Annotated in this window: 21 protein-coding genes; 5 read left to right on the forward strand and 16 right to left on the reverse strand. The window is 65.2% G+C overall.

Features of this window, described 5'->3' with window-relative positions; all coding sequences use genetic code 11:
- Positions 1-46: 46 nt before the first annotated feature.
- The 9 genes from L8F45_RS25640 to purL form a co-directional block, all read right to left on the reverse strand.
- Complete coding sequence (locus tag L8F45_RS25640) at positions 47-1,087, reverse strand: DUF4167 domain-containing protein (RefSeq protein WP_342360660.1); 1,041 nt, start codon at positions 1,085-1,087, stop codon at positions 47-49.
- 338 nt (positions 1,088-1,425) lie between these two features.
- A complete protein-coding gene (gene prmC, locus L8F45_RS25645; RefSeq protein WP_342360661.1) occupies positions 1,426-2,268 on the reverse strand; it encodes a peptide chain release factor N(5)-glutamine methyltransferase in 843 nt (280 codons plus the stop codon).
- On the reverse strand, positions 2,268-3,344 hold the full coding sequence (prfA, locus tag L8F45_RS25650) for a peptide chain release factor 1 (protein WP_342360662.1): 1,077 nt from the start codon (positions 3,342-3,344) through the stop codon (positions 2,268-2,270). The genes prmC and prfA overlap by 1 nt, the downstream gene beginning before the upstream one ends.
- Before the next feature lie 48 nt (positions 3,345-3,392).
- Positions 3,393-5,660 (reverse strand): phosphoenolpyruvate--protein phosphotransferase, encoded by a 2,268-nt coding sequence (ptsP, locus tag L8F45_RS25655; protein WP_342360663.1) that lies wholly within the window; start codon positions 5,658-5,660, stop codon positions 3,393-3,395.
- 143 nt (positions 5,661-5,803) lie between these two features.
- Positions 5,804-6,202: a cysteine rich repeat-containing protein gene (locus L8F45_RS25660; RefSeq protein WP_342360664.1), complete on the reverse strand. Its 399-nt coding sequence runs from the start codon at positions 6,200-6,202 to the stop codon at positions 5,804-5,806.
- A 142-nt stretch (positions 6,203-6,344) separates the two neighbouring features.
- A complete protein-coding gene (gene grxD / locus L8F45_RS25665) occupies positions 6,345-6,686 on the reverse strand; it encodes a Grx4 family monothiol glutaredoxin (RefSeq protein WP_342360665.1) in 342 nt (113 codons plus the stop codon).
- 362 nt (positions 6,687-7,048) lie between these two features.
- On the reverse strand, positions 7,049-7,285 hold the full coding sequence (locus L8F45_RS25670) for a BolA family protein (RefSeq protein ID WP_342360666.1): 237 nt from the start codon (positions 7,283-7,285) through the stop codon (positions 7,049-7,051).
- Positions 7,286-7,295: 10 nt separating this feature from the next.
- Complete coding sequence (locus tag L8F45_RS25675; protein WP_342360667.1) at positions 7,296-7,568, reverse strand: hypothetical protein; 273 nt, start codon at positions 7,566-7,568, stop codon at positions 7,296-7,298.
- Positions 7,565-9,802 carry a phosphoribosylformylglycinamidine synthase subunit PurL gene (gene purL, locus L8F45_RS25680; RefSeq protein ID WP_342360668.1) on the reverse strand — a complete coding sequence of 746 codons (2,238 nt, stop codon included), beginning with the start codon at positions 9,800-9,802 and terminating at the stop codon, positions 7,565-7,567. Before purL ends, L8F45_RS25675 begins: the two co-directional genes overlap by 4 nt.
- A gap of 154 nt (positions 9,803-9,956) precedes the next feature.
- On the opposite strand from purL, the gene L8F45_RS25685 reads away from it, so the two are divergent.
- Entirely contained in the window at positions 9,957-11,273 is a 1,317-nt protein-coding gene (locus L8F45_RS25685) for a TadE/TadG family type IV pilus assembly protein (RefSeq protein WP_342360669.1), read from the forward strand.
- A 21-nt stretch (positions 11,274-11,294) separates the two neighbouring features.
- Here the strand turns inward: L8F45_RS25685 and hmgA are convergent, their stop codons facing one another.
- Positions 11,295-12,641, reverse strand: a complete 1,347-nt coding sequence (hmgA, locus tag L8F45_RS25690; protein ID WP_342360670.1) for a homogentisate 1,2-dioxygenase — start codon at positions 12,639-12,641, stop codon at positions 11,295-11,297.
- Between the two features lie 51 nt (positions 12,642-12,692).
- Positions 12,693-13,589 (reverse strand): aromatic amino acid exporter YddG, encoded by an 897-nt coding sequence (yddG, locus tag L8F45_RS25695; protein WP_342360671.1) that lies wholly within the window; start codon positions 13,587-13,589, stop codon positions 12,693-12,695.
- A 66-nt stretch (positions 13,590-13,655) separates the two neighbouring features.
- Here yddG and L8F45_RS25700 point away from each other — a divergent pair, with 66 nt between their 5' ends.
- The gene (locus tag L8F45_RS25700; RefSeq protein ID WP_342360672.1) at positions 13,656-14,210 is read left to right on the forward strand and encodes a DUF4142 domain-containing protein; all 555 of its coding nucleotides are present in this window, start codon (positions 13,656-13,658) and stop codon (positions 14,208-14,210) included.
- A gap of 43 nt (positions 14,211-14,253) precedes the next feature.
- On the opposite strand, the gene phbB is transcribed toward L8F45_RS25700, so the two are convergent.
- Complete coding sequence (gene phbB / locus L8F45_RS25705) at positions 14,254-14,979, reverse strand: beta-ketoacyl-ACP reductase (RefSeq protein WP_342360673.1); 726 nt, start codon at positions 14,977-14,979, stop codon at positions 14,254-14,256.
- 224 nt (positions 14,980-15,203) lie between these two features.
- The gene (locus tag L8F45_RS25710; RefSeq protein WP_342360674.1) at positions 15,204-16,382 is read right to left on the reverse strand and encodes an acetyl-CoA C-acetyltransferase; all 1,179 of its coding nucleotides are present in this window, start codon (positions 16,380-16,382) and stop codon (positions 15,204-15,206) included.
- A 164-nt stretch (positions 16,383-16,546) separates the two neighbouring features.
- Here L8F45_RS25710 and phaR point away from each other — a divergent pair, with 164 nt between their 5' ends.
- Complete coding sequence (gene phaR / locus L8F45_RS25715) at positions 16,547-17,137, forward strand: polyhydroxyalkanoate synthesis repressor PhaR (protein WP_342360675.1); 591 nt, start codon at positions 16,547-16,549, stop codon at positions 17,135-17,137.
- Between the two features lie 46 nt (positions 17,138-17,183).
- On the opposite strand, the gene L8F45_RS25720 is transcribed toward phaR, so the two are convergent.
- Positions 17,184-18,854: an EAL domain-containing protein gene (locus tag L8F45_RS25720; RefSeq protein ID WP_342360676.1), complete on the reverse strand. Its 1,671-nt coding sequence runs from the start codon at positions 18,852-18,854 to the stop codon at positions 17,184-17,186.
- 256 nt (positions 18,855-19,110) lie between these two features.
- On the opposite strand from L8F45_RS25720, the gene L8F45_RS25725 reads away from it, so the two are divergent.
- Positions 19,111-19,371, forward strand: coding sequence for a hypothetical protein (locus L8F45_RS25725; protein ID WP_342360677.1), 261 nt, complete (start codon positions 19,111-19,113; stop codon positions 19,369-19,371).
- Between the two features lie 67 nt (positions 19,372-19,438).
- Here the strand turns inward: L8F45_RS25725 and rpmF are convergent, their stop codons facing one another.
- Together rpmF and mtgA are read right to left on the reverse strand one after the other, a co-directional pair.
- Positions 19,439-19,624: a 50S ribosomal protein L32 gene (rpmF, locus tag L8F45_RS25730; protein ID WP_342360678.1), complete on the reverse strand. Its 186-nt coding sequence runs from the start codon at positions 19,622-19,624 to the stop codon at positions 19,439-19,441.
- Between the two features lie 120 nt (positions 19,625-19,744).
- Positions 19,745-20,404, reverse strand: coding sequence for a monofunctional biosynthetic peptidoglycan transglycosylase (mtgA, locus tag L8F45_RS25735; RefSeq protein ID WP_342360679.1), 660 nt, complete (start codon positions 20,402-20,404; stop codon positions 19,745-19,747).
- Positions 20,405-20,734: 330 nt separating this feature from the next.
- Between mtgA and L8F45_RS25740 the strand changes: the two genes are divergently transcribed.
- Positions 20,735-21,709, forward strand: coding sequence for a polyprenyl synthetase family protein (locus tag L8F45_RS25740; protein ID WP_342360680.1), 975 nt, complete (start codon positions 20,735-20,737; stop codon positions 21,707-21,709).
- Positions 21,710-21,722 lie beyond the last annotated feature (13 nt).

Genomic DNA, 21,722 nt, shown 5'->3' on the forward strand with positions numbered 1-21,722 from the left:
ACGGCCCGGATGTCCGGGCCGTTTCATGTTCAGAACTGCGTTTCGCTTACTCGGCCGGCTGGTCTTCAGCGCGTGGATTCTCAAGCGGCAGGCCTTCACCCTTCGGCTCGCCGCGCCGGCGCCGACGCGCGCGGTAGGGCGAACGGAGTTCGCCGTTCTCGCCATTGTCGACATCCGGCGGTGCGGCCGCTTCCACCGGTTCGAAGGACTCTGCGGGAGGCGCTTCGCTCGGCGCGTTGTCGCCGCCATTCATGCCGCGGGGGGCGCCGCCGGTGATGAAGGAGGGCAGGCCGCCGCCTTGGTCTTCGGCCTCCGGCTCAGGCCGGCGGGGACGGAAGTCGCCGCGTTGGTTGCGGGGCGGGAAGCGACGGTCGCCGCGGTCCTGCCTCTCGCCGCGATCCTGGCGGTCGCCGAACTGCTGTCGGTCGTCACGATCCTGTCGGTCGTTATAGGGCGGGCGGTCGCCGCGATCCTGCCTGTCGCCATAGCCCTGGCGATCGCCACGGTCCTGACGATCCCCGCGGTCCTGCCGGTCGCCACGATTTTGGCGTTCGCCATAGGGCGGCCTGTCGCCGCGATCCTGACGATCGTTGAAATTCTGCCGCTCCGGGCGATCCTGCCGGTCCTGATAGGGCTGGCGCTCGCGCGGCGGAAAGGCCTGGCCGCCTTCCATCTGCGGTTGATCGGCGAAGGCGGGGTCCTGACGCTGCGGCTGATTCTGCTGACGGAAATCAGGGTAGGGCTGCTGCATTCCCGTCAGATCATCATCATCGTCGCCGGCGTCATCGGCCTCGCCCTCGGCGGGACGTCCGAAGCCCTGGGCTTGGGCCATGGCGGCCTGGGCGGCTGTGATGATGCGGTAATAATGCTCGGCGTGCTGGAGATAGGCCTCCGCGAGCACCGGATCGCCGGACACCTGGGCGTCGCGCGCGAGCTGGGAGTATTTCTCCACGATGTGCTGGGGATTGCCCCGGACCTTCACGTCAGGCCCGTTCGACTCGTAACTGCGCGCCAGCGGATTGGACGGCTTGTTGTTGCGGTTGTTGTGCCGACCGCGCATCCGCTTGTTGTTGTGGTTAGGCCGCATCGAACCTCTCTGTTCGCGATTGACCAAAATTCGAGAATGGCTGGTCCGCCCAGCCGCCATCAGGATCGGGTTTCGCGCGCCATGCGCAGCGATCGAACACCGCTTTCAGGAGCGGTGACGAAGACCCGTGCTGATCAGAGTTCCATAAGAGGCGATGTCACGCCCGCGCTATCTGTTCCGTCCAGATTGGTCGACGCCAGCTTGTTCAGCGCGCCGGGACCCCAGCAATTGCCGCACGAATCTTCATCAGCGGCGTTCTCTAGGGCTCTATGTAGTCGCTTCAAGGGCGTTCGCCAAGCCATTTCGGCCGTTATTCGCAGCTTTGAGCTCACCTAGCGTCAGATCGTGATCGCGACGACACGGTCCCTGCCGGCAAGGTCCCGGAGGACCGACGGGCCCGGCAGGCCGCGACGCCGGACGAGAGCGCTGACATCGGCGGCCTGATCATGGCCGATCTCGAACAGGGCCGCGCCGCCGGGACGCAGCAGCCGCGGCAGGTCGTCGAGAATGGCGCGATAAGGAGCGAGCCCGTCCGCGCCGCCATCGAGCGCAAGCGCGGGATCGTGCTCTGTGACCTCCCGCGCGAGGCCAGCGATTTCCTGGCTGCGGATGTAAGGCGGGTTCGCCACGAGAAGATCGAAGCCGCCACGAAGCGCGGCGCTCCAGTCGCCGACGGTGAAGCAGGCGCGGCCGGCGAGATCAAGCGCGCGCGCATTTTCGCGCGCGGTCGAAGCTGCGCCGAACGCGCGATCGATTCCGATTCCTGTCGCTTGCTTCCGCTCATGCAGGATCGAGAGGAGGATGCATCCCGTGCCGGTCCCGAGATCGACAACGGAGAGCGGCGCGTCGCGATCGGGAAAAATCCGCAGCGCTTCTTCAACGATCAGTTCCGTTTCCGGCCGTGGCGAGAGCGTGTCCGGCGACAGTTTGAACCGCAGGCCGAAGAATTCCTTCCAGCCGAGGATGCGCGCGACAGGTTCGCCCGCGATGCGTCGCGCGATCGCGGCGTCGACCTGCGCGATCATGCCTTCGTCGACTGGCGCCTCGGGCGAACGAACGAGATCGAGCGCATCGAGCCCGAGCGCGTGCAATGTCAGAACACGCGCATCGAGCGCGGGTTTGTCGATGTCGGCTTCAGTGAGGCGACGGCGAGCCGCGGCGAGCAGCTCCGCGCGCGTCATCACGCCGCCTCGGCCGCAAGCTTGATCGCCTGGTCCTCGGTGATCAGCGCATCAATGATCTCGTCGAGCGACACGCCTTCCAGAATCTGCGGCAATTTGTAGAGCGTCAGTTCGATGCGGTGATCGGTGACGCGGCCTTGCGGGAAATTATAGGTGCGAATGCGCTCCGAGCGATCGCCGGAGCCGACCTGCGCGCGGCGATCGGCGGCGCGGGCCGAATCCCGCTTCGTGCGTTCGAGATCGAACAGGCGCGCGCGCAAGAGCGCCATCGCCTTCGCCTTGTTGCGATGCTGCGAGCGCTCCTCCTGCATCAGCACGGCAAGGCCCGTGGGAACGTGCGTGATGCGCACGGCGCTTTCGGTCTTGTTGACGTGCTGGCCGCCAGCGCCGCCGGAGCGCAGCGTGTCGATGCGCAGGTCCGCGTCATTGATGACGACGTCGACCTCTTCCGCCTGCGGCAGAACCGCAACAGTGGCGGCCGAGGTATGGATGCGTCCGCTCGCCTCCGTGTCGGGCACGCGCTGCACGCGATGGGCGCCGGATTCAAATTTCAGGCGGGCGTAGACGCCCTGTCCTTCGATCTCAGCGATCGCCTCCTTGTAGCCGCCGACGCTGCCTTCGCTTTCCGAGAGAAGTTCGAAACGCCAGCCATGGAGCGAGGCGTAGCGCATATACATGCGCAGGAGATCGCCGGCGAAAAGCGCGGCTTCGTCGCCGCCGGTGCCGGCGCGGATTTCGAGAATGACGCCGCGCGCGTCGGCTGCATCCTTCGGCAGAAGCGCGAGCCTGATTTCCTTTTCCAGCGTCTCGCGTTTTTCCAGGAGGCCCGGACGCTCGGCTTCGGCAAGCGCGCGCAGATCGGCGTCGGTCGCGGAGTCGGCGATCATCGCGTCATAGTCGGCGAGTTCGACTTCTGTCTCACGGAATGCGCGGATGGCGCGCGCGACGCCTTCGACCTCCGCCACCTCCTTCGAGAGCGAGACGACGCTCGCGCCATCCGTCGCCTGATTGAGGCGCGCGATGAGATCATCGTGCCGGGTGAGAATGGCGTCGAGGCGGGCGGTGGGAAGCGACATGGCGGAACAAATTCAGAAAGGGCGACGGACGGAGAACGGCGAGCGCCGCTAGATCGGCACGCCGGTCTCGCGGGCGAAGCCGGTCAGCTCCTCGCGCAGCGAATCCATCCGCGCGCGCTCCTTCATCCAGACGGCAAGGCGCGCTTTCAGCGCCTTCGCATTAAGCGACAGGATCATGCCTTTCACGGGGCCGATCGCCGCAGGCGACATCGACAGGCAGCGATAGCCGAGCGCGACAAGCGCCATCGCCTCCAGCGGCTTGCCGCCGATCTCGCCGCAGAGGCTGACCGGCGTGTTCGCCTTGCGGCCGGCTTCGACGATCTGCTGAAGCACGCGCAGGAATGTCGGGCTCAAGGCGTCGAAGCGCTGCGCCACGCGCGGATTCTCGCGATCCGCGGCAAACAGATATTGCAGCAGGTCGTTTGATCCGACCGACAGGAAATCGGCGGCCGCGGCGATCTCGTCAATCTGATGCAGCAGCGACGGCACCTCGACCATCACGCCGAACAGCACGCGCTCGGGCGTCTGATGTCCGTGCTTTTTCAGGAAAGCGATTTCAAGTTCGGCGAGCCCGCGCGCACGCTCGAATTCCGACACCGACGCCACCATCGGGATCATGATGCGCGCCTCACGGCCGGCGGCGGCGCGCAGCATCGCGCGCAACTGCGTGCGCAAAAGCGCGGGGCGATCGAGGCCGATGCGGATGGCGCGCCAGCCAAGCGCCGGATTCTCCTCCTCGCCGTGCCGGAAATAGGGCAGCACCTTGTCGCCGCCGATATCGAGCGTGCGGAAGGTGACGGGACGGGCGCCGGCGGCTTCGAGCGTGGCGCGATAGAGGCCTTCCTGCTGCTGCGACGTCGGAAGCCGCGTCGAAACCATGAATTGCAATTCGGTGCGCAGGAGGCCGATGCCGTCAGCGCCGGTGTCTTCGATGTGCGGCAGATCGATGCGCAGTCCGGCGTTGAGCTGCAGCGACACGACCGCGCCGTCCTTGGTGACGGCGGGAACGTCGCGCAGCTTGCGATATTGCTCCTGACGCCGCGCGCGCATGCGCGCTCGCTCGGCATAGGCCGCCTCGACGTCCGACTGCGGCCGCACGCGCACTTCGCCCGACACGCCATCGATGATGATGGCGTCGCCGGGCTCGACAAGGCCGGTGATGTTGGTGATGCCGCTGACGGCGGGAAGACCAAGCGCGCGGGCGATCACCGCGACATGGCTCGATGCGCCACCTTCCTCAAGCACGATGCCGCGCAGACGCGCGCGATCATATTCGAGCAGCGCCGTCGGTCCCATGGCGCGCGCGACGATGATGGCGTTGTCGGGCAGCTCCTCTTTCGGCGTGATGAAGCCGCGGCCGAGAAGCTGATGCAGCAGGCGGCTCGCGAGATCGTCGAGATCGTGCAGGCGCTCGCGCAAATAGGGATCGGTCGAACGCATCATGCGCGCGCGCGTGTCGTTCTGCACACGCTCGACGGCGGCTTCCGCGGTCAGGCCGGTGCCCACCGCCTCATGCAGACGACGCAGCCAGCCCTTGTCATTCGCCACCATGCGCAGCGCTTCGAGGATCTCGACGGAGTCGCCCTCGACCACCTTGCCGCCGCGCTCGACGAGATCGTCGATATTGGCGCGCACCGCATCGAGCGCCTCGTCGATGCGCTGGGTCTCGCCCGTCACATCATCGGCGATGAAATTCTTGATGACGACGCGTGGCTCGTGAAGCACCACATGACCAAGCCCGATGCCCTCTGCGAGCACTTCGCCGTTGAGCGAAAGCGGGCGACGGATCGCGATCGTCTCGCCGGGTTCGACGATGGCCTGCAATTCGCCTGATGCGACGATCTCGGCGAGCACCATCGCCGTTGTCTGCAGCGCTTCAACTTCCTCTTCGGTGTAGCTGCGATGGGCGCGGTTCTGGACGACGAGCACGCCGAGCGTGTTGCCGGCGCGCAGGATCGGCACGCCGAGGAAGGCGTTGTAGACTTCTTCGCCGGTTTCAGGCCGATAGGAGAAGGCCGGGTGATGCTGCGCGTCCGAGAGCGCGAGCGGCTGCGCCTCGCGCGCGATGAGGCCGACAAGGCCTTCGCCCGCCTTCATCTTGGTGCGATGGACGGCCTCGCGATTCAGACCTTCGGTCGCGAAGAGCTCGAGGTCTTCGTCCGACTGCATGACATAGATCGAGCAGACCTCGGCCACCATGTTGGCGGCGATGAGAACGACGACCTTGTCGAGCTTCTCCTGAGCCGAGACAGGCGCCGCCATCGCCTCGCGGAGGCGGCGCAGCAGGATGCGCGGTCCTCCCAGGCTGGGACGCATCTCTCGTCTCCTTCGGTTCTCGCGGCTTTCAGCAACGACGGCGCGATGGAATCACCTCCGCGCCGCCAAGTCCGGCAATTCGATTAGAGCGCGTCCGCAAAAAGCGAAAGCTGATTTGCAGGGAACGGCGAACGCCGGTCCGGCTAGCCGCGCGGCGGCGTCGGGTTCGGCGCCGGGACGGGCGTCAGCGGTCGGCGCAGATAGAGGCGGCAGGAGCGCTGGAGCTGATTGTTGCGTCGGGTCAGGCAGCGCGTGATCCGGCCCTGTCCGGGGTTCACCGCGCGGCAGAAGCGCTGGATGTCGGCGCCGCAGAATTCACGCAAGCGCGGCCGGCCGAGCAGGGCCGGCTGCTGGGGCGCGGGTTGAGCGGCGGCGGGTTGCGCGGCAGGGGCGGCCGGCGCGGGACCGGGCGGTCTCGGCTGTTGCGCGGCCGGCGCAGGGGCAGGCGGTTTCGCCTGCTGCTGCGCGACAGCGACGTCGGCGACCGCCGCCAGCCAAAGTCCGAGAACGGCGATCGCGATCGCCCGAAAATGCGCTGACACGCCCAGCCTCTCCTCGCCCAGCCGCCCGTCCTCCCCGCTGCCCGCCAATTAAGTCAGCACAGCGGCGGAGCGTCCAGACGGACGCCTGCAAAATCGAAGAGAGCCTGAATCCTGTGTTTAGGAATGCGCTCTGCGAACGGCGTCAGGCCGACGCCTTCTGAGGGACCGCGATTCCCTTTTCGGCGAGAAGCTGCTGCAGCTCGCCGGACTGGAACATCTCGCGCGCTATGTCGCAGCCGCCGACGAATTCGCCCTTCACATAAAGCTGCGGGATCGTCGGCCAGTTGGAATAGTCCTTGATGCCCTGGCGGATTTCCATGTCCTCCAGCACGTTGACGCCCTTATAGGGGACGCCGACATAATCGAGGATCTGGACGACCTGTCCGGAAAATCCGCACATCGGGAATTGCGGCGTGCCCTTCATGAAGAGCACGACGTCGTTGTTCTTCACTTCCGCGTCGATCTTGGCGTGAGCGTCGGTCATTTCGATCTCCTTGGCGGGGTCAAGGCCCGTCGGGTTGATCCCATATAGGCGCGATTATGCGTCAGGTCAGCCGGTTCTGTCGATCAGTCGCAGCGCGTCGTTCTGTTGCGGCCTTGTCCGTCGGATCGGGCGGCAGCGACACGGTGCGAATTCCGACGCCTCCGTGATCATCTCGTCCGGTCATTATGTCGGAGACCGGCGTGCCGGCGCCCGCGTCGCCGCTCGACCATGCCGGGCGCCATTTCGCGCTCCGCATCCGCAGTATCCAGATGATGAGACCGAGGCCGATCGCGAGGAAAACGCCGGCCAGCGCCAAAGCGAGCGTCTGAACTGTTCCGATTGGAAGTCCGGTGGAAATCATTTCACTGCGGCGGCGGCGACGTGGTCAGCGCCAGCGCGTGCAGCACGCCGCCCATATTTCCCTTGAGCGCGCCATAGACCATCTGGTGCTGCTGGACCCGGCTCTTGCCGCGGAACGCCTCGGACACGACGGTCGCGGCATAGTGATCGCCGTCGCCGGCGAGATCCTTGATCTCGACCTCAGCGTCCGGGAACGCCTCCTTGATCAGGCGTTCGATGTCGTCAGCGGCCATCGGCATGGGCGTATCCTCAGCGGTAGGCCGCGCAGATCTGCGGGCGGCCGTTTCCGGCGAATAATTGGCAACTGCGTTTGATCTCGCCAAGGATCAGATCGCAAGGGTTGAGCGCGTTGCAAGGCGGATGGGTCGCCGGGCTGACCTCGACGCAATCGCGGGCGTAACGCCGCGCCTTCGCCGGGCCGACCTCCTTCGCGCAGCTTTCGGCCGCGAGAGCGCTCTGCGCGAGCGTCGTCAGAACGAGAGACGCAGCCGCAGCGGAGAAGATGAAGCGCGCGAGGTTCATGCCGCCTTCGCCATGTAGGAGGGCAGCCAGCCCTCATGGGCTTCGCGGAGTGACGCGATGGAGACGGGCGCCTCGCCGGGGAGAACCAGCGCATCGCCGTCAGTCATGCCCAAATGCCACGTTGGCACGCCTGCCGCGATCGCATCCCGTTGGAGCTGAAGGAGCTGATCGCGCGTACAAGTCACGATGTAGCGGCCTTGATCCTCACCAAAGAGGAAAGCATGGCTCGGCATATCGCCGGGGATTTCCCGATGCGCCCCGGGCACATCCATGAAATCCAGTTTGGCGCCGATGCCACTCGCAATCGCCATCTCCGCCAACCCGATCGCCAATCCGCCATCCGACAGATCGTGGCAAGCCGTGATCCTGCCGCTCGCGATCAGCGCACGGACGAAATCGCCGTTGCGGCGCTCGACCGCGAGATCGACCGGCGGCGGCGCGCCCTCTTCGCGCCCGGCGACCACGGCGAGCCAGGCCGAGCGGCCGAGCCATCCCTTGGTTTCGCCGATCAGAAGGATCGTTTCGCCGGCGGCCTTGAAGGAAATCGTCGCCGCCTTCGTCACATCAGCGATGACGCCGACGCCGCCGATGGTCGGGGTCGGCAGGATGCCCTGGCCGTTGGTCTCGTTGTAGAGCGAGACGTTGCCGGACACGACGGGGAAATCGAGCGCCTTGCAGGCTTCGCCGATGCCCTTGATGCAGCCGACGAACTGGCCCATCGCCTCAGGCCGCTCCGGATTGCCGAAGTTGAGGTTGTCGGTCAGCGCCAGCGGCGTCGCGCCGGTCGCCGTGATGTTGCGCCAGGCTTCGGCCACGGCCTGCTTGCCGCCTTCATAGGGGTCGGCCTCGCAATAGCGCGGGGTCACGTCGGAGGTGAGCGCGACGCCTTTCGGTCCGCTTTCTATGCGGACGATGGCGGCGTCGCCGCCCGGACCCGACATGGTGTTGCCTAGGATGATGTGGTCATATTGCTCCCAGACCCAGCGCTTGGAGGCGAGATCGGGGGAGGCGATCAGCTTCAACAGGGCGTCCCGATTCGAAATCGGCGCCGAAACGGATTTTGCATCGACTGAAGATAGTTTCGGAGCCGGAACCCAAGGCCGGTCATAGAGCGGCGCTTCGTCGCCGAGCTCCTTGATCGGCATGTCGGCCATCACCTCGCCCTGATGCTTCACGACGAAACGAAGCGTATCGGTGGTGTGGCCGACGATGGCGAAATCGAGCCCGTACTTGCGGAAGATCGATTCCGCTTCGGCCTCCTTGCCGGGCCGGATCACCATCAGCATGCGCTCCTGGCTTTCCGACAGCATCATCTCATAGGCGCTCATGCCCTCTTCGCGGCAGGGCACCTTGTCGAGATCAAGCTCGATGCCGAGATCGCCCTTGGCTCCCATCTCGACCGCCGAGCAGGTGAGGCCGGCGGCGCCCATGTCCTGAATGGCGATGACGCAGTCGCTCGCCATGATTTCGAGGCAGGCTTCGAGCAGCAGTTTCTCGGCGAAGGGGTCGCCGACCTGCACGGTTGGGCGTTTCTCCTCGGATTTGTCGTCGAACTCGGCCGAGGCCATGGTCGCGCCATGGATGCCGTCGCGGCCGGTCTTGGAGCCGAGATAGACGATGGCGTTCCCGACGCCCGTGGCCTTGGCGTAGAAAATCTCGTCCGCCTTGGCGAGGCCGACCGCCATGGCGTTGACGAGGATGTTGCCGTTGTAGCGAGGGTGGAAGCCCATCTGGCCGCCGACGGTCGGCACGCCGAAGGAATTGCCATAGCCCCCGATGCCGGCGACCACGCCCGCCACGAGCTGGCGCGTGCGGGGATGGGCGGGATCGCCGAAACGGAGCGCGTTCAGGCAGGCGATCGGCCGCGCCCCCATGGTGAAGACGTCGCGCAGGATGCCGCCAACCCCTGTCGTCGCACCCTGATAGGGTTCGATGAAGGAGGGGTGGTTGTGGCTCTCCATCTTGAACACGATCGCCTGCCCATCGCCGATGTCGATCACGCCGGCGTTCTCGCCCGGCCCCTGAATCACCCACGGCGCCTTGGTCGGCAGGGTCTTCAGATGGATGCGGGAGGATTTATAGGAACAGTGTTCGTTCCACATCGCCGAAACGATGCCGAGTTCGGTGAAGGAAGGTTCGCGCCCGAGCAGCTTCAGCAGGCGCTCATACTCGTCCGGCTTCAGCCCGTGCTCGGCCACGAGTTCCGGCGTGATGGCGATGTCGTTGCGGAGCATGGGGCAGGCGATTCCGGGGCGATCCCGGCTCGATAACCATCCCGACAGGACGACGCAACGCGGGAGGCCGGCGGTCCCCGATCTTTGCAATTCGTTCACCAACAGGCAGGCGGCCGTTCCGGAATGGGACAGTCGGCCTCGATTGGAGAGCGACATGCTTCTTTCCAGGGTGATTTCGGGATTCCGGCGCGACGAGCAGGGCGCCACGGCCGTGATGTTCGGCGTCGCTCTTGTCCCGCTGATGGTCGCCATCGGCGCCTCGGCCGACTATGCCCGCATGGCCGATTACCGGACGCAGATGCAAGCCGGCGTCGACGCCGCCGCGATCGCCATGGCCAAGGAGGCTGCGAACGCGACCAACGCCCAGCTCACGACCCGCGGCCGTCCGTTTTACAATCTCAGCGCGCCCGATCGCGATGGCTTCGCCACCTCCGGCTTCAGCGCGACGCGCAGCGGCAAGACGATCGCCGTGCAGGCGACGGGGAACGTCCAGCTCGTCTTCGGCGGCTTCCTCGGAATGGGTTCGGCCGACATCACGGCGCAGTCGCAAGTCACGTCAGGCGCGAAGAAAGTCGAGCTCGCGCTTGTTCTCGATAACACCGGCTCGATGGCGCAGGCGAGCAAGCTCGTCGAGCTGAAGAAGGCCGTCATCAATCTGATGGACAAGATGCAGACCATCAATGACGCCTCGCCCGACACGGTGAAGATCGCGCTCGTGCCGTTCACGACGCAGGTCAACATCGGCAAAAGTTACAGCAACGCGGCGTGGCTGCGTTATCACGACAACGGAACCGCGGGTTCAGCCGCCGATAAGGCCTCATGGAACGGTTGCGTGATGGATCGCGATCAGCCGCAGAATATCAACGACACCTCTCCGATCAGCACGGATTATCACTACTGGCATCCGATCGCCTATCAGGGGAAGTCGCCAGCGCCGCGCTATAACGATTGGAACGGGCCGTGCCAGACCCTTCAGCCAATCATGCAACTGACGAGCGATCTCAAAAGCACGGGCGCTGGTTCGATGCGCTATGCGATCAACAACATGAAGGCGAACGGCAATACGAACGTGTCGATCGGAGTCGCATGGGGGCTGAAGGCGCTGATGAATCGTGCGCCTTTTGCTGGCGCGGCGGCACCTGGAGACGCCGATGTCATCAAGGCGATGATCGTTCTCACTGACGGCGACAACACCGAAGATCGCTGGAGCGGCTTCCAGAGCGACATCGACAGTCGCACGAGCGCGACATGCGCCACCGCCAAGAACGCCGTGAAGAACGCGAACGGCAGTGCTTCCGCAGACAGCTACATCAAGATCTATACGATCCGCGTCATCGACGGAAATCGCACGCTGCTGCAGAGCTGCGCCGCGAATGGCGGGACCTATTCCGAAGTCAGCCAGGCGAGCCAGCTCAACGATGTGTTCCAGAGCATCGCGGATCAGATCACGCGCATCCGCCTGACGAGTTGATCGCAAACGATCCGCGCGCCATCACGGTTTGCGCGGATCGAATTTCTTTTCGAGATCCTTCCAGCAATCCATATAATCTGGCTGGAGCGCGCTGGTTTTCGCCGCGAATTTCGTGACGCGCTGAGGCAGGCGCGTTTCGAACATGAAGGCGAGCGTATTCGTCATCTTCACCGGCTTCAGTTCGACCGTGCTCGCATGTTCGAACGCTTCGGCGTCCGGTCCGTGCGGCAACATGCAATTGTGCAGGCTGATGCCGCCGGGCGTGAAGCCTTGCGGCTTCGCGTCATACTTGCCGTAAATCAGGCCCATGAACTCGGACATGATGTTCATGTGATACCAGGGCGGACGGAACGTGTTTTCGCCCACGGCCCAGCGCTCCGGAAAAATCACGAAGTCGATATTCGCGGTGCCCGCGGTTTCCGACGGCGATGTCAGCACGGTGAAGATCGAGGGGTCGGCGTGATCGAAGAGAATCGGGCCGACCGGCGAGAAACGCCTGAGATCATATTTGTAGGGCGCGTAATTGCCGTGCCAGGCGACGACGTCGAGCGGCGACCAGCCGATGTCCGTGCGCCAGAGCTGGCCACCCCATTTGATCGTCAGCGTCGAAGGCGTCTCGCGATCCTCATAGGCCGCGACGGGCGTCATGAAGTCGCGCTGGTTCGCGAGACAGTTCGCGCCGATGGGGCCGCGCTCGGGCAATGTGAAGGCGCCGCCGTAATTCTCGCAGAGATAGCCGCGCGCGGCGTCATCGGGAACTTCGACCCTGATCTTCACGCCGCGGGGAATGACGATGATCTCGCCCGGCTCTGCGTCGATGAGGCCGAACTCGGTGCAGACGCGCAAACGTCCTTCCTGCGGCGCAAACAGCATCTCGCCATCGGCGTTGTAGAAATATTCGTCCTTCATCGAACGCGTGATGAGATAGACATGCGCGGCCATCCCGCTCTGCGCGCTGGCGTCGCCACAGGTGGTCATGGTGACGACGCCTTCGAGAAAGCTCTGCTTCTTCTTCGGAATCGACAGCGGATCCCAGCGAAGCTGTCCCGGCGGCGTCTCGATCTCGGCGCAAGGCGCGGTGCGCCAATCGCCCATGGCGACTTTCTTGAAGCGGCCGGAATGCTTCACTGACGGCCGGATGCGGTAGAGCCAGGAGCGCTCGTTGGCGGAGCGCGGCGCTGTGAAGGGCGAACCCGAGAGCTGTTCGGCGTAGAGGCCGTAGGCGCAGCGCTGGGGCGAGTTGCGGCCAACCGGCAGCGCGCCTGGCAAGGCCTCCGTCTCAAAACCGTTGCCGAACCCGGTCATGTAGCCCGGCGAAGTTGCGGTCTGGGTCGCCGCCGAAAAGGAAGAGCGATTCTGGACGTTCATGGCGGCCTCCTGTTTGGGCCGCCTCATATCGCCAATTAGTTGCGCGCGCAACTATCTCGCTTGAGGCTCAGCCTTATCAGCCCGGGTGGCGATCAGCGCTCCGGCGACGATCAGCACGACCGCGCCGGCCAGCGCCAGCCGCAATTCGGCATAGCCCGCTGCGACCAGAATCAGCGTCGAGATGACTGGCGCGGAGTAGGAGAGGACGCCAAGCAGCGGCACGTCGCCCTTCTTCATGCCGTAGTCCCAGAGGAGGAACGCGGCCCCCATGGGCCCGAGGCCAAGGCCGATCACGCCGGCCCATTCCGCGCCTTGCGGCCAAACCGTCGTTTCGAAGGCGAGATGAAGGGGAAGCGCGATGAGGGCGGCGACGGCGCAGGTGGCCGCGATGCTCTCGCTCGGAACGGACGCAACGCGCCGGCTGAGCACGGAATAGGAGGCCCAGACGAGCGCGCCGGTCGCGGCGCAGGCATAGCCGATGATCGCGCCGCGCGGCGCTTCCGCGCCCAAGCGTCCGCCGATCAGCAGAAGCAGCGCAGCGAGACCGAGCGCCGCACCGATGAGATGGCCGGCGCGCAATCGCCCGCCCGGCAGCAACGCCGCGAACAGCACGATCAGCAGCGGCCAGAGATAATGGATCAAATTCGCTTCGGCTGGCGGCGCGAATTTCAGCGCGAAGAAATAAAGCAGGGTGTCGCCGAAGATGCCGAAGATGCCGAGCAACAGCGACGCCGGCGTCGGAGCGAGCGCGGCGGCGCGTCCGCGCGCAATGACGATGATCGCGAGAAACAGCGCGCCGAGACCAAAGGTGCAGACGCTGAGCTGCAAGGGCGGGACTGCGCCCGTCATCGCGGTCAGGACCGCGAGCGCGCCCCACAGCGCAATGGCGCCAAAGCCGATCAAGGTGGCCTGGCGCGACTGGTCCGGGGCGGCGGAACTTCCATGCATGACGGGCGATTATCTCTCGCGCGCGCCGAATCGTCGCGCGCGCGGTCTCCTTATGAGGAATCCGCCATGAAAACGACTCTCGCCTTCGCCCTCGGACTGTCAGTCCTGAGCTTCGCGGCCGTCGCTCAGGCGCCTGCGCCCTTAGCGCCGCCGACGCCGCGCGCAGACTCCACGGGATCGATCGGCAGCACGATGACCCGCGACTTCATGACCAAGGCCGCGTCGGCGAACATGCTGGAGATCGAGACCAGCCGGCTCGCTCTCGATAAATCAAGCGACGCGGACGTCAGGCAATTCGCCGAGGTGATGATCAGGGATCATGGCGAGGCGGCGGTGAAATTCAGGACCGCAGCGCAACAGGGCCGGCTCACGCCGCCCATGGCGAAGCTCGACATCGATCAGGCGCGCGCCTTCGAGCAGCTCAAGGCGGCGAGCGGCGAAGAGTTCAACCGCAAATTCATCATGCTGCAGAAGAGCGCGCATGCCGACGCCATGACCCTGTTCCAGGCCTACGCCCAGAACGGCGACAACCCCGCGATCACATCTTTCGCGCAAACGCTGCTGCCGACCCTGCAGTCGCACCAGCAGATGGTCGAGAAGCTCGGCGATACGCGCTCCTGAAGCGAAATGGCGCTCCCATTCAAGGAGCGCCGGAGCGCATTGATCAGGTCATGTACTGGCCGCCATTGGCGGTCAGCGTCGAGCCCGTGATGAAGCCCGCCTCGTCGGATGCGAGGAACAGCACGCAGCGCGCGATCTCTTCCGGCTGGCCGAGGCGCCCGACCGCGATCTGCGGAATGACGTTCTTGTCGAGCACTTCCTTCGGCACCGCCATCACCATCTCGGTGGCGATATAGCCGGGGCAGATGGCGTTCACGGTGATCCCCTTGCGCGCATTTTCCTGCGCGACGGCTTTAGTGAAGCCGATGTCGCCGGCCTTTGCGGCGGAATAGTTGGCCTGTCCCATCTGGCCCTTCTGGCCGTTGATCGAGGAGATGTTGATGATGCGGCCGAAGTTGCGCTCGCGCATGCCCTCGATCACAGGCCGCGTCATGTTGAAGAGGCCGTTGAGGTTGGTGTTGATGACCGCGTACCATTGGTCGGCCGTCATCTTGTGCAGCATCGTGTCGCGCGTGATGCCGGCATTGTTCACCAGCACTTCGACCGGGCCGAGATCCGTCTCGACCTGCTTCACGCCGGCGACGCAGGAGTCATAGGAGCTCACGTCCCATTTGTAGACGCCGACGCCGGTCTCGGCCTTGAATTTCGCCGCAGCTTCGTCATTGCCCGCGTAATTCGCCGCGACCTTGTAGCCCGCGCCTTTCAGCGCTTTCGAAATCGCAGCGCCGATTCCACGGGTTCCGCCAGTAACGATTGCTACGCGCGACATGATCGCCCTCCCATTGCTTATCGTGAGAGCTTAGCGCTCTCGTTGCAATGAGCCTACCCAGATGCGCACATGAGATGCAATAGCGCGCGGGCTTTTCGATTTATGCGCAATGGCTATTGCCGATGCGGCAGGCGGCGCATTCGCGCATCATTGCGCGGCGCCTTGCTCGCGCTCTGCGCTTCGCAAAATCCCGCGCGCCGAAGCGCGCGGGTCGATCTTCCGTCTTATCTCTCAACCGTAAGCGCGATGCCCATGCCGCCGCCGATGCACAGCGTGGCGAGGCCCTTCTTCGCGTTGCGGCGCTTCAACTCGTGCAACAGCGTCACAAGAATGCGCGCGCCTGACGCGCCGATGGGATGGCCGATCGCGATCGCGCCGCCATTGACGTTCACGACGTCGGGGTTCCAGCCCATATCCTTGTTGACCGCGAGCGCCTGCGCCGCGAACGCCTCGTTGGCCTCGACCAGATCGAGGTCGGAAATCTTCCAGCCAGCTTTCTCCAGCGCCTTGCGCGAGGCCGGGATCGGGCCCGTCCCCATGATGGCGGGATCGACGCCGGCGGTCGCCCATGAGGCGATTCGCGCGAGCGGTTCGAGGCCGCGCTTCGCGGCTTCGTCAGCCGTCATGAGCACAAGCGCCGCAGCGCCGTCATTGAGACCGGACGCATTGCCGGCGGTGACCGTGCCGTCCTTGGTGAAGGCAGGCCTGAGTTTCGCCATGGCGTCGAGACTCGCGCCGTCGCGGATATATTCGTCAGTGTCGACGATCACGTCGCCCTTGCGCGTGGAGACAGTGAAGGGCGCGATCTCGTCCTTGAACCTGCCCGCCTTTTTCGCCGCTTCGGCCTTGTTCTGCGAGGCGACGGCGAACCGGTCCTGCTCATCACGCGTGAGCTGCCAGCGCGCCGCGACATTCTCGGCGGTGTTGCCCATGTGATAGCCGTTGAAGATGTCCCAGAGGCCGTCCTTGATCATGGTGTCGACGAATTTCACGTCGCCCATCTTCGTGCCCGCGCGCATATGCGCGCCATGGACGGACTGGGACATGGATTCCTGGCCGCCGGCGACGATGATCTTCGCGTCGCCATTGGCGATCTGCTGCATGCCGATCGCGACGGCGCGCAGGCCCGATCCGCAGACCTGATTGAGACCCCAAGCGGTCGCCTCCTTGGGCACGCCCGCATCCATCGCCGCCTTGCGGGCCGGATTCTGGCCCTGCGCGGCGGTGAGCACCTGGCCGAGAATCACCTCGTCGACCTCGGCGGCGTCGACCTTGGCGCGCGTCAGCGCCGCCTTGATGGCGGCCGTTCCAAGCTTGTCGGCTGACTGGTCGGCGAAGGCCCCGTTGAACGAGCCGACGGCGGTGCGCGCGGCCCCGACGATGACGATGTCGCTGCTGGCCATTGGGTGCTCCCTCGCTGATCACTTGCCTGCCGATAAACACGCCGGCGCCGCTGACCGTCAAGCGCGAGACCCACGCAGCGAGACCGTTTGTGCGTCGCACGAAACTGGGTATGCTGCGCAAAAAGCGGGCTAAGGATCAGCAATCGGGGTAGGGAAAGCGCGCCATGGCGGATGAAAAGAAGCCGACAATCATCAAAAAATACGCCAACCGGAGGCTCTATCACACCGGCACGTCCACCTATGTCACGCTCGAAGACCTCGCCAAGATGATCCAGAAGGGCGAGGAGTTCGAGGTGCAGGACGCCAAGACCGGCGAGGACATCACGCGGTCGGTGCTCGCCCAGATCATCTTTGAGCAAGAGGGCAAGGGCACTACGAACCTCCTTCCAATTCCATTCCTCAGGCAGCTGATCGGCTTCTACGGCGATGCGCTGCAGGGCGTCGTGCCGACCTATCTCGAAGCCTCGATGCAGCATTTCGCTCGCGAGCAGCAGAAGTTCCGCGAGCAGTTCTCCTCCTCGTTCGGACCCGCGTCAGCCTTCACCGCGATGGAGGAGCAGGCGCGCCGCAACATGGCGATGTTCCAGGAGGCGATGCGCATGTTCCTGCCCTTCGGCCAGAAGAAGGCGGGAGAAAATGCGGCGCCGAAAGCGGAGAATGGCGCGGCCGGCGGCGGAGAGAGCGAGCTCGAGACGCTGCGCAAGCAGATGGCGGAAATGCAGAAGAAGCTCGATACGATCGTCAGCAAGCCCTGAGCGGCGAAGCGCGGAGTATTTTTGGCAATTGCGAGCGGCTCGCGTTTCAGGCGGCGCGGACGCTTTCCGCTTCGCGGCGCCCGATCCGCGCCGCGCCAATGACGTCGCCCTGGAGATAGGTGACGCCCCAGCTCGCCAACCGGCGCGCGGCTTCCTCATCGCGCACCCATTCGGCGACGGTCGCGATGTTGAGATGCTGGGCGAGGTCGATCAGCGTTCGCACGAAGAAGCTGTCGTCGGCCGATTGGGTGATGTTCTGCACGAAGGCGCCGTCGATCTTGAGAACGTCGACGTCGAGGCCGCGCAGATGGCGGAACGAGGTGTAGCCGGCGCCGAAATCATCGATCGCAGTGCGCAGCCCCATCGCCTTCAGCTTGGCGAAAATCTTGCGCGTCGCCTCGAAGTCCTCGATCGCCTGCGACTCCGTCAATTCGACGATCAGACGGTCGGCGATGTCGGAGCGGCCGACAAGCGCGCTCGACAGCGTGTTGATCCAGGCGTCCTTGAGGAGCGTGGTCGTCGAGACGTTGATGGAGAGGCTGCTGTCGGGCTCTTCAATGAGCGTGTCGATCGCGAGTTCGAGCATGCGGTGATCGAGCAGATCGATGCGGCCGAGCTTCTCGAAGACAGGCACGATCGCGCTTGCCGCGACGATGTCGCCTTCCTCGCGCCGCATGCGCACGAGGGCCTCCTCGAATTTCAGCTTGCGGCCCTTGGCTTCGACGATCGGCTGGCGCGCGATGAGAATGCGCCGGTCGTTCAGGGCGCGGACGATCTCCTCGGCCATCGCTTGTTCGGAAAGGCGGCGATTCTCGCGCAGCCGGTCCTGACGATATTCAACCAGCATCGCGCCGCGGGCGCGGGCCTGATGCATCGCCTCCTCGCAGCGGCGAAGCACCTGGCGCGGGTTGGCGGCGCCGGCGAGATCGGACACGCCGCCCCATGAGATGCTGGGGAGATAGACGCCCGCGTCGAGATGGACCGGCTCGGCCGCCACGATGGCTGACAATCGCGCCGCGGCGCTGCTGAATTCGCTGCGCGGGCAGGCGCCCATGAGCAGAGCGAAGCGGTTCGACGCGTAGCGGACCAGCGTGTCGGTCTGGCGCACGGCCGACTGCAGCCGGTCGAGCGCGGTCTGGACGAGCGCGTCGGCGTCTTCCGAACCGTGGCTTGAATCGATGGCGCGATAGTCGCGCAGGCATCCCGTCAGCAGCGCGAAGGGCTTGCCGTGCTGGCGCGTCGCCGCCATCGCGAGTTCGATGCGCCGCAGGAGGCGGCCGCGGGCCGCCGCGCCCGTTTCCTGATGCGCGCTGGCGCTTCCTTGCGCGACGCGGACGATGCCGCGCGCGATCGCCGGCTTGCCGTCGACGCCGGCGAACCAGCGGCCATGATCATCGATCGTGACCGGGCCTTTCGGCAGCACGATTTCATAACGGATATGGAACGGAACGCCGCCGCCCTCGTCGATGTCGGGTGAGCCGCTGATGGCCTCGTCGCGTCCGGTCGGCGAGCGCGTGGAAAGGAGCTTCCGCCAGGCCTGTCCAAGGGAAAAGCGGCCCATATCGTCGAGGCCGAGAACGGCCCCCGCGTTGCCGCCCCATTCGATGTGGTCGCTGGCGAGATCCCAATGGTAGGTCGTGCTCGCGAGCGCTGTGAGGACTGAGCGCAGATCAGCGCTCCAGTCATCGGGCTGGCGCGAGGCTTCGGTTTCTTCCATCCCTCGGGATCCGTTCTTTAGATCACGCCGCACTCTGATTGAATCAATCAAAGTGCGGCGTGATCAATTCCAGATGTTGAGAGCATGGCTATCGCGAAAAACCGGTTCCCACTTTTTCGCGCCATGCTCTAGCGCGTCGTCCGATATCGCCCAGAACTAGATCGGAAATCTTAAGGTCGCGGTAACGACGGCGCGATGTTTGCGCGGGCCCGCCAGCACCGGGCGCGATGACGCGCCACGAGCCAGCGAGGCGGTCATGGCGAGGCGTTTTGAGACGGATTTGTCCCCTGGCCGTCCGATTTCGACATCGCGCGCGCTGACGCTCTACACGCCGCCGGCGCGGCGGCCGGGGCCGTCAGAGGCCAGTGAGGACTGCGCGCCGGACGCGGGATTCGTCACCTTGCTGGTGGCGGGCAGGAGGCGCGACCCCGCCTCTTCCGGGCAGGCGATCGCGCGCTATCGCGCCAGCGCGATCCTTGCGGAGGACGACGAGCCGATCCTCCTGCGCGACGCCTGAAACAGAAAGGGCGCCCGAAGGCGCCCGTTCCAATCAGCAAAAGCGCGCCCGTGTCAGGCGCTGGGCTTCAGGCGCTCGCCTTGGCCTTCAGCACCTGGCGGCCGCGATACATGCCGCTCTTGAGATCGACATGGTGCGGACGACGCAGTTCGCCGGAATCCTTGTCCTCGACATAGGTCGGCTGCTTCAGCGCGTCGGCGGAGCGACGCTGGCCGCGCTTCATGCGCGAGGTTTTTCTCTTCGGAACGGCCATGATCGTCTCCGGATGGCGAAAAGGCCGGTCGCGCCCCATAAGGGGGTCCGTGCGACGGGCCGGAATGGAAGGCCGGGCCTATAACCGCTTTCGCTTTTGCGCGCAATGCAGATCGCCCGCCTACTTTCCCAGGCAGCCCGTGTCCAGATTTTGCGTGTTCATGCGGCGCAGGACGGTCTCCATGACCATGCGATGCCCGCCCGCCGGCCTCGCCGGATTGCGGCGGATTGGGTTGGGCAGGGCGGCGGCCAGCGCCGCAGCCTCGCGCACGCTCAGGATCCTGGATGATTTGTTGAAATGCCGACGTGCGGCCGCCTCGACGCCAAAAATGCCGTCGCCCCATTCCGCAACGTTCAGATAGATTTCGAGCACCCGCCGTTTGGGCAGCACGAGGTCGAAGGCGACCGCCATGGGGATTTCGATCGCCTTGCGGATGTAGGAGCGGCCGCCCCAGAGGAAAAGGTTCTTTACCGTCTGCTGACTTATGGTCGAGGCGCCGCGCGAGGGCTCGTCCTCATCGTCGAGAACCTCCCTCAGGGCGTCCCAGTCGACGCCGTGATGCAGGCAGAAGCGGGCGTCCTCGGCGGTCATCACGGCGACGGCCACGGACGGCGCCATGTCGCGAAGCGAAATCCAGCGGCGATCGACATCCTGAAAGGTCAGCCATCGCGCCAGCATCAATGTCGAGACCGGCGGGACGAAGGCGTAGGCGATCGTCAACATGAGCGGGACGAGAATCGCGAGACAAACGAGGCGGCCGAGCCATCGCGCTATGCGCATGGGCGCCTCGATCGTTCAGCCTTAGGGTCTGTGCTCATTCTCGGAGGGCTCAGCGCGCGTGTCGAAAAGCGTTCAGGGCGGGTTTCGCGGCCGAAGGCCGTGGTGATCCCACGGTCGAGGACGCGAAGCCCGATCATGGGCGCTTTTCGCCGCGCCCTCCGGGTTCGCTCAAGGGCCGCCGATTGCTGCGGAGTCGTCGCTCGATGGTGGACAACACCATCTTCGCGCCGTCTCCTTGCCCTCAGCGGCCCCTGAGCGAACGCTGAGCCCTTCGAGAATGAGTACAGACCCTACCCTTGACCGCTGTTTGCGCCGCATGCCACCGGCCTGATGGCACAAAACTCCTCGAACCGCATCCCGTTCCCGATCATGGATTTTTCGCTCGATCGTTTCAGCCGCAGGCTCTCCGGCGTCGCCGTGGAGGTCGAGACGGTGCTTGGCCTCTTGCTTGCCAATGATGTGCGGCCCGGCGAGATCGCGCGTCCGCCGCGACTCGCAGCCGCCATGCGGCATGCGACGCTCGGCGGCGGCAAGAGATTGCGCGCCTTCCTGCTGATCGAGACCGCCAGCATGTTCGGGTCGACGGCGCGGGACGGGGCGCTGCGCGCCGCGGCGGCGGTCGAATGCCTGCACGCCTATTCGCTCGTCCATGACGATTTGCCGGCGATGGACGACGACGATGTCAGGCGCGGGCGACCGACCGTGCATCGCGCTTTCGATGAAGCGACGGCGATTCTCGCCGGCGACGCGCTGCTGACGTTCGCCTTCGATATTCTCTCCGACGCCGCGACTCATCCGGATGCGAGCGTGCGCATCGCGCTGGTGCGCGAACTCGCGATCGCGTCGGGTCTTGGCGGCATGGTCGGCGGGCAGATGCTCGATCTTGCAGCGGAGGGCCGCTTCGAGACCGAGCGCGCCGCGCTCGACGAGGCGCAGGTGCGTCAGATCCAGGCGATGAAAACGGGCGCGCTCATCCGCGCCTCCGTGATGATGGGCGCTGAAATGGGACGCGTAGGCGGCAATGCGCGCGCGGCGCTCGCGATCTATGCGGAAAAGTTCGGCGCGGCGTTTCAGATCGCCGACGACATCCTCGATCTCGAAGCAAGCGCCGAGACGATCGGCAAGGCGACCGGCAAGGACGACGCGAAAGGCAAGGCCACGCTCGCCAATACGCTGGGACTTGATCGCGCGAAGATGATTCGCGATCGGCTCGCCGAAGAGGCGATCGCGTCGCTCGCCGGCTTCGGCGAAGAGGCCGACACTCTGCGCGAAGCGGCCATGTTCGCGGCCGCGCGCCAATCGTAACGGCGCAATTTCC

The sequence above is a fragment of the Terrirubrum flagellatum genome (assembly GCF_022059845.1).
GTDB lineage: Bacteria > Pseudomonadota > Alphaproteobacteria > Rhizobiales > Beijerinckiaceae > Terrirubrum > Terrirubrum flagellatum.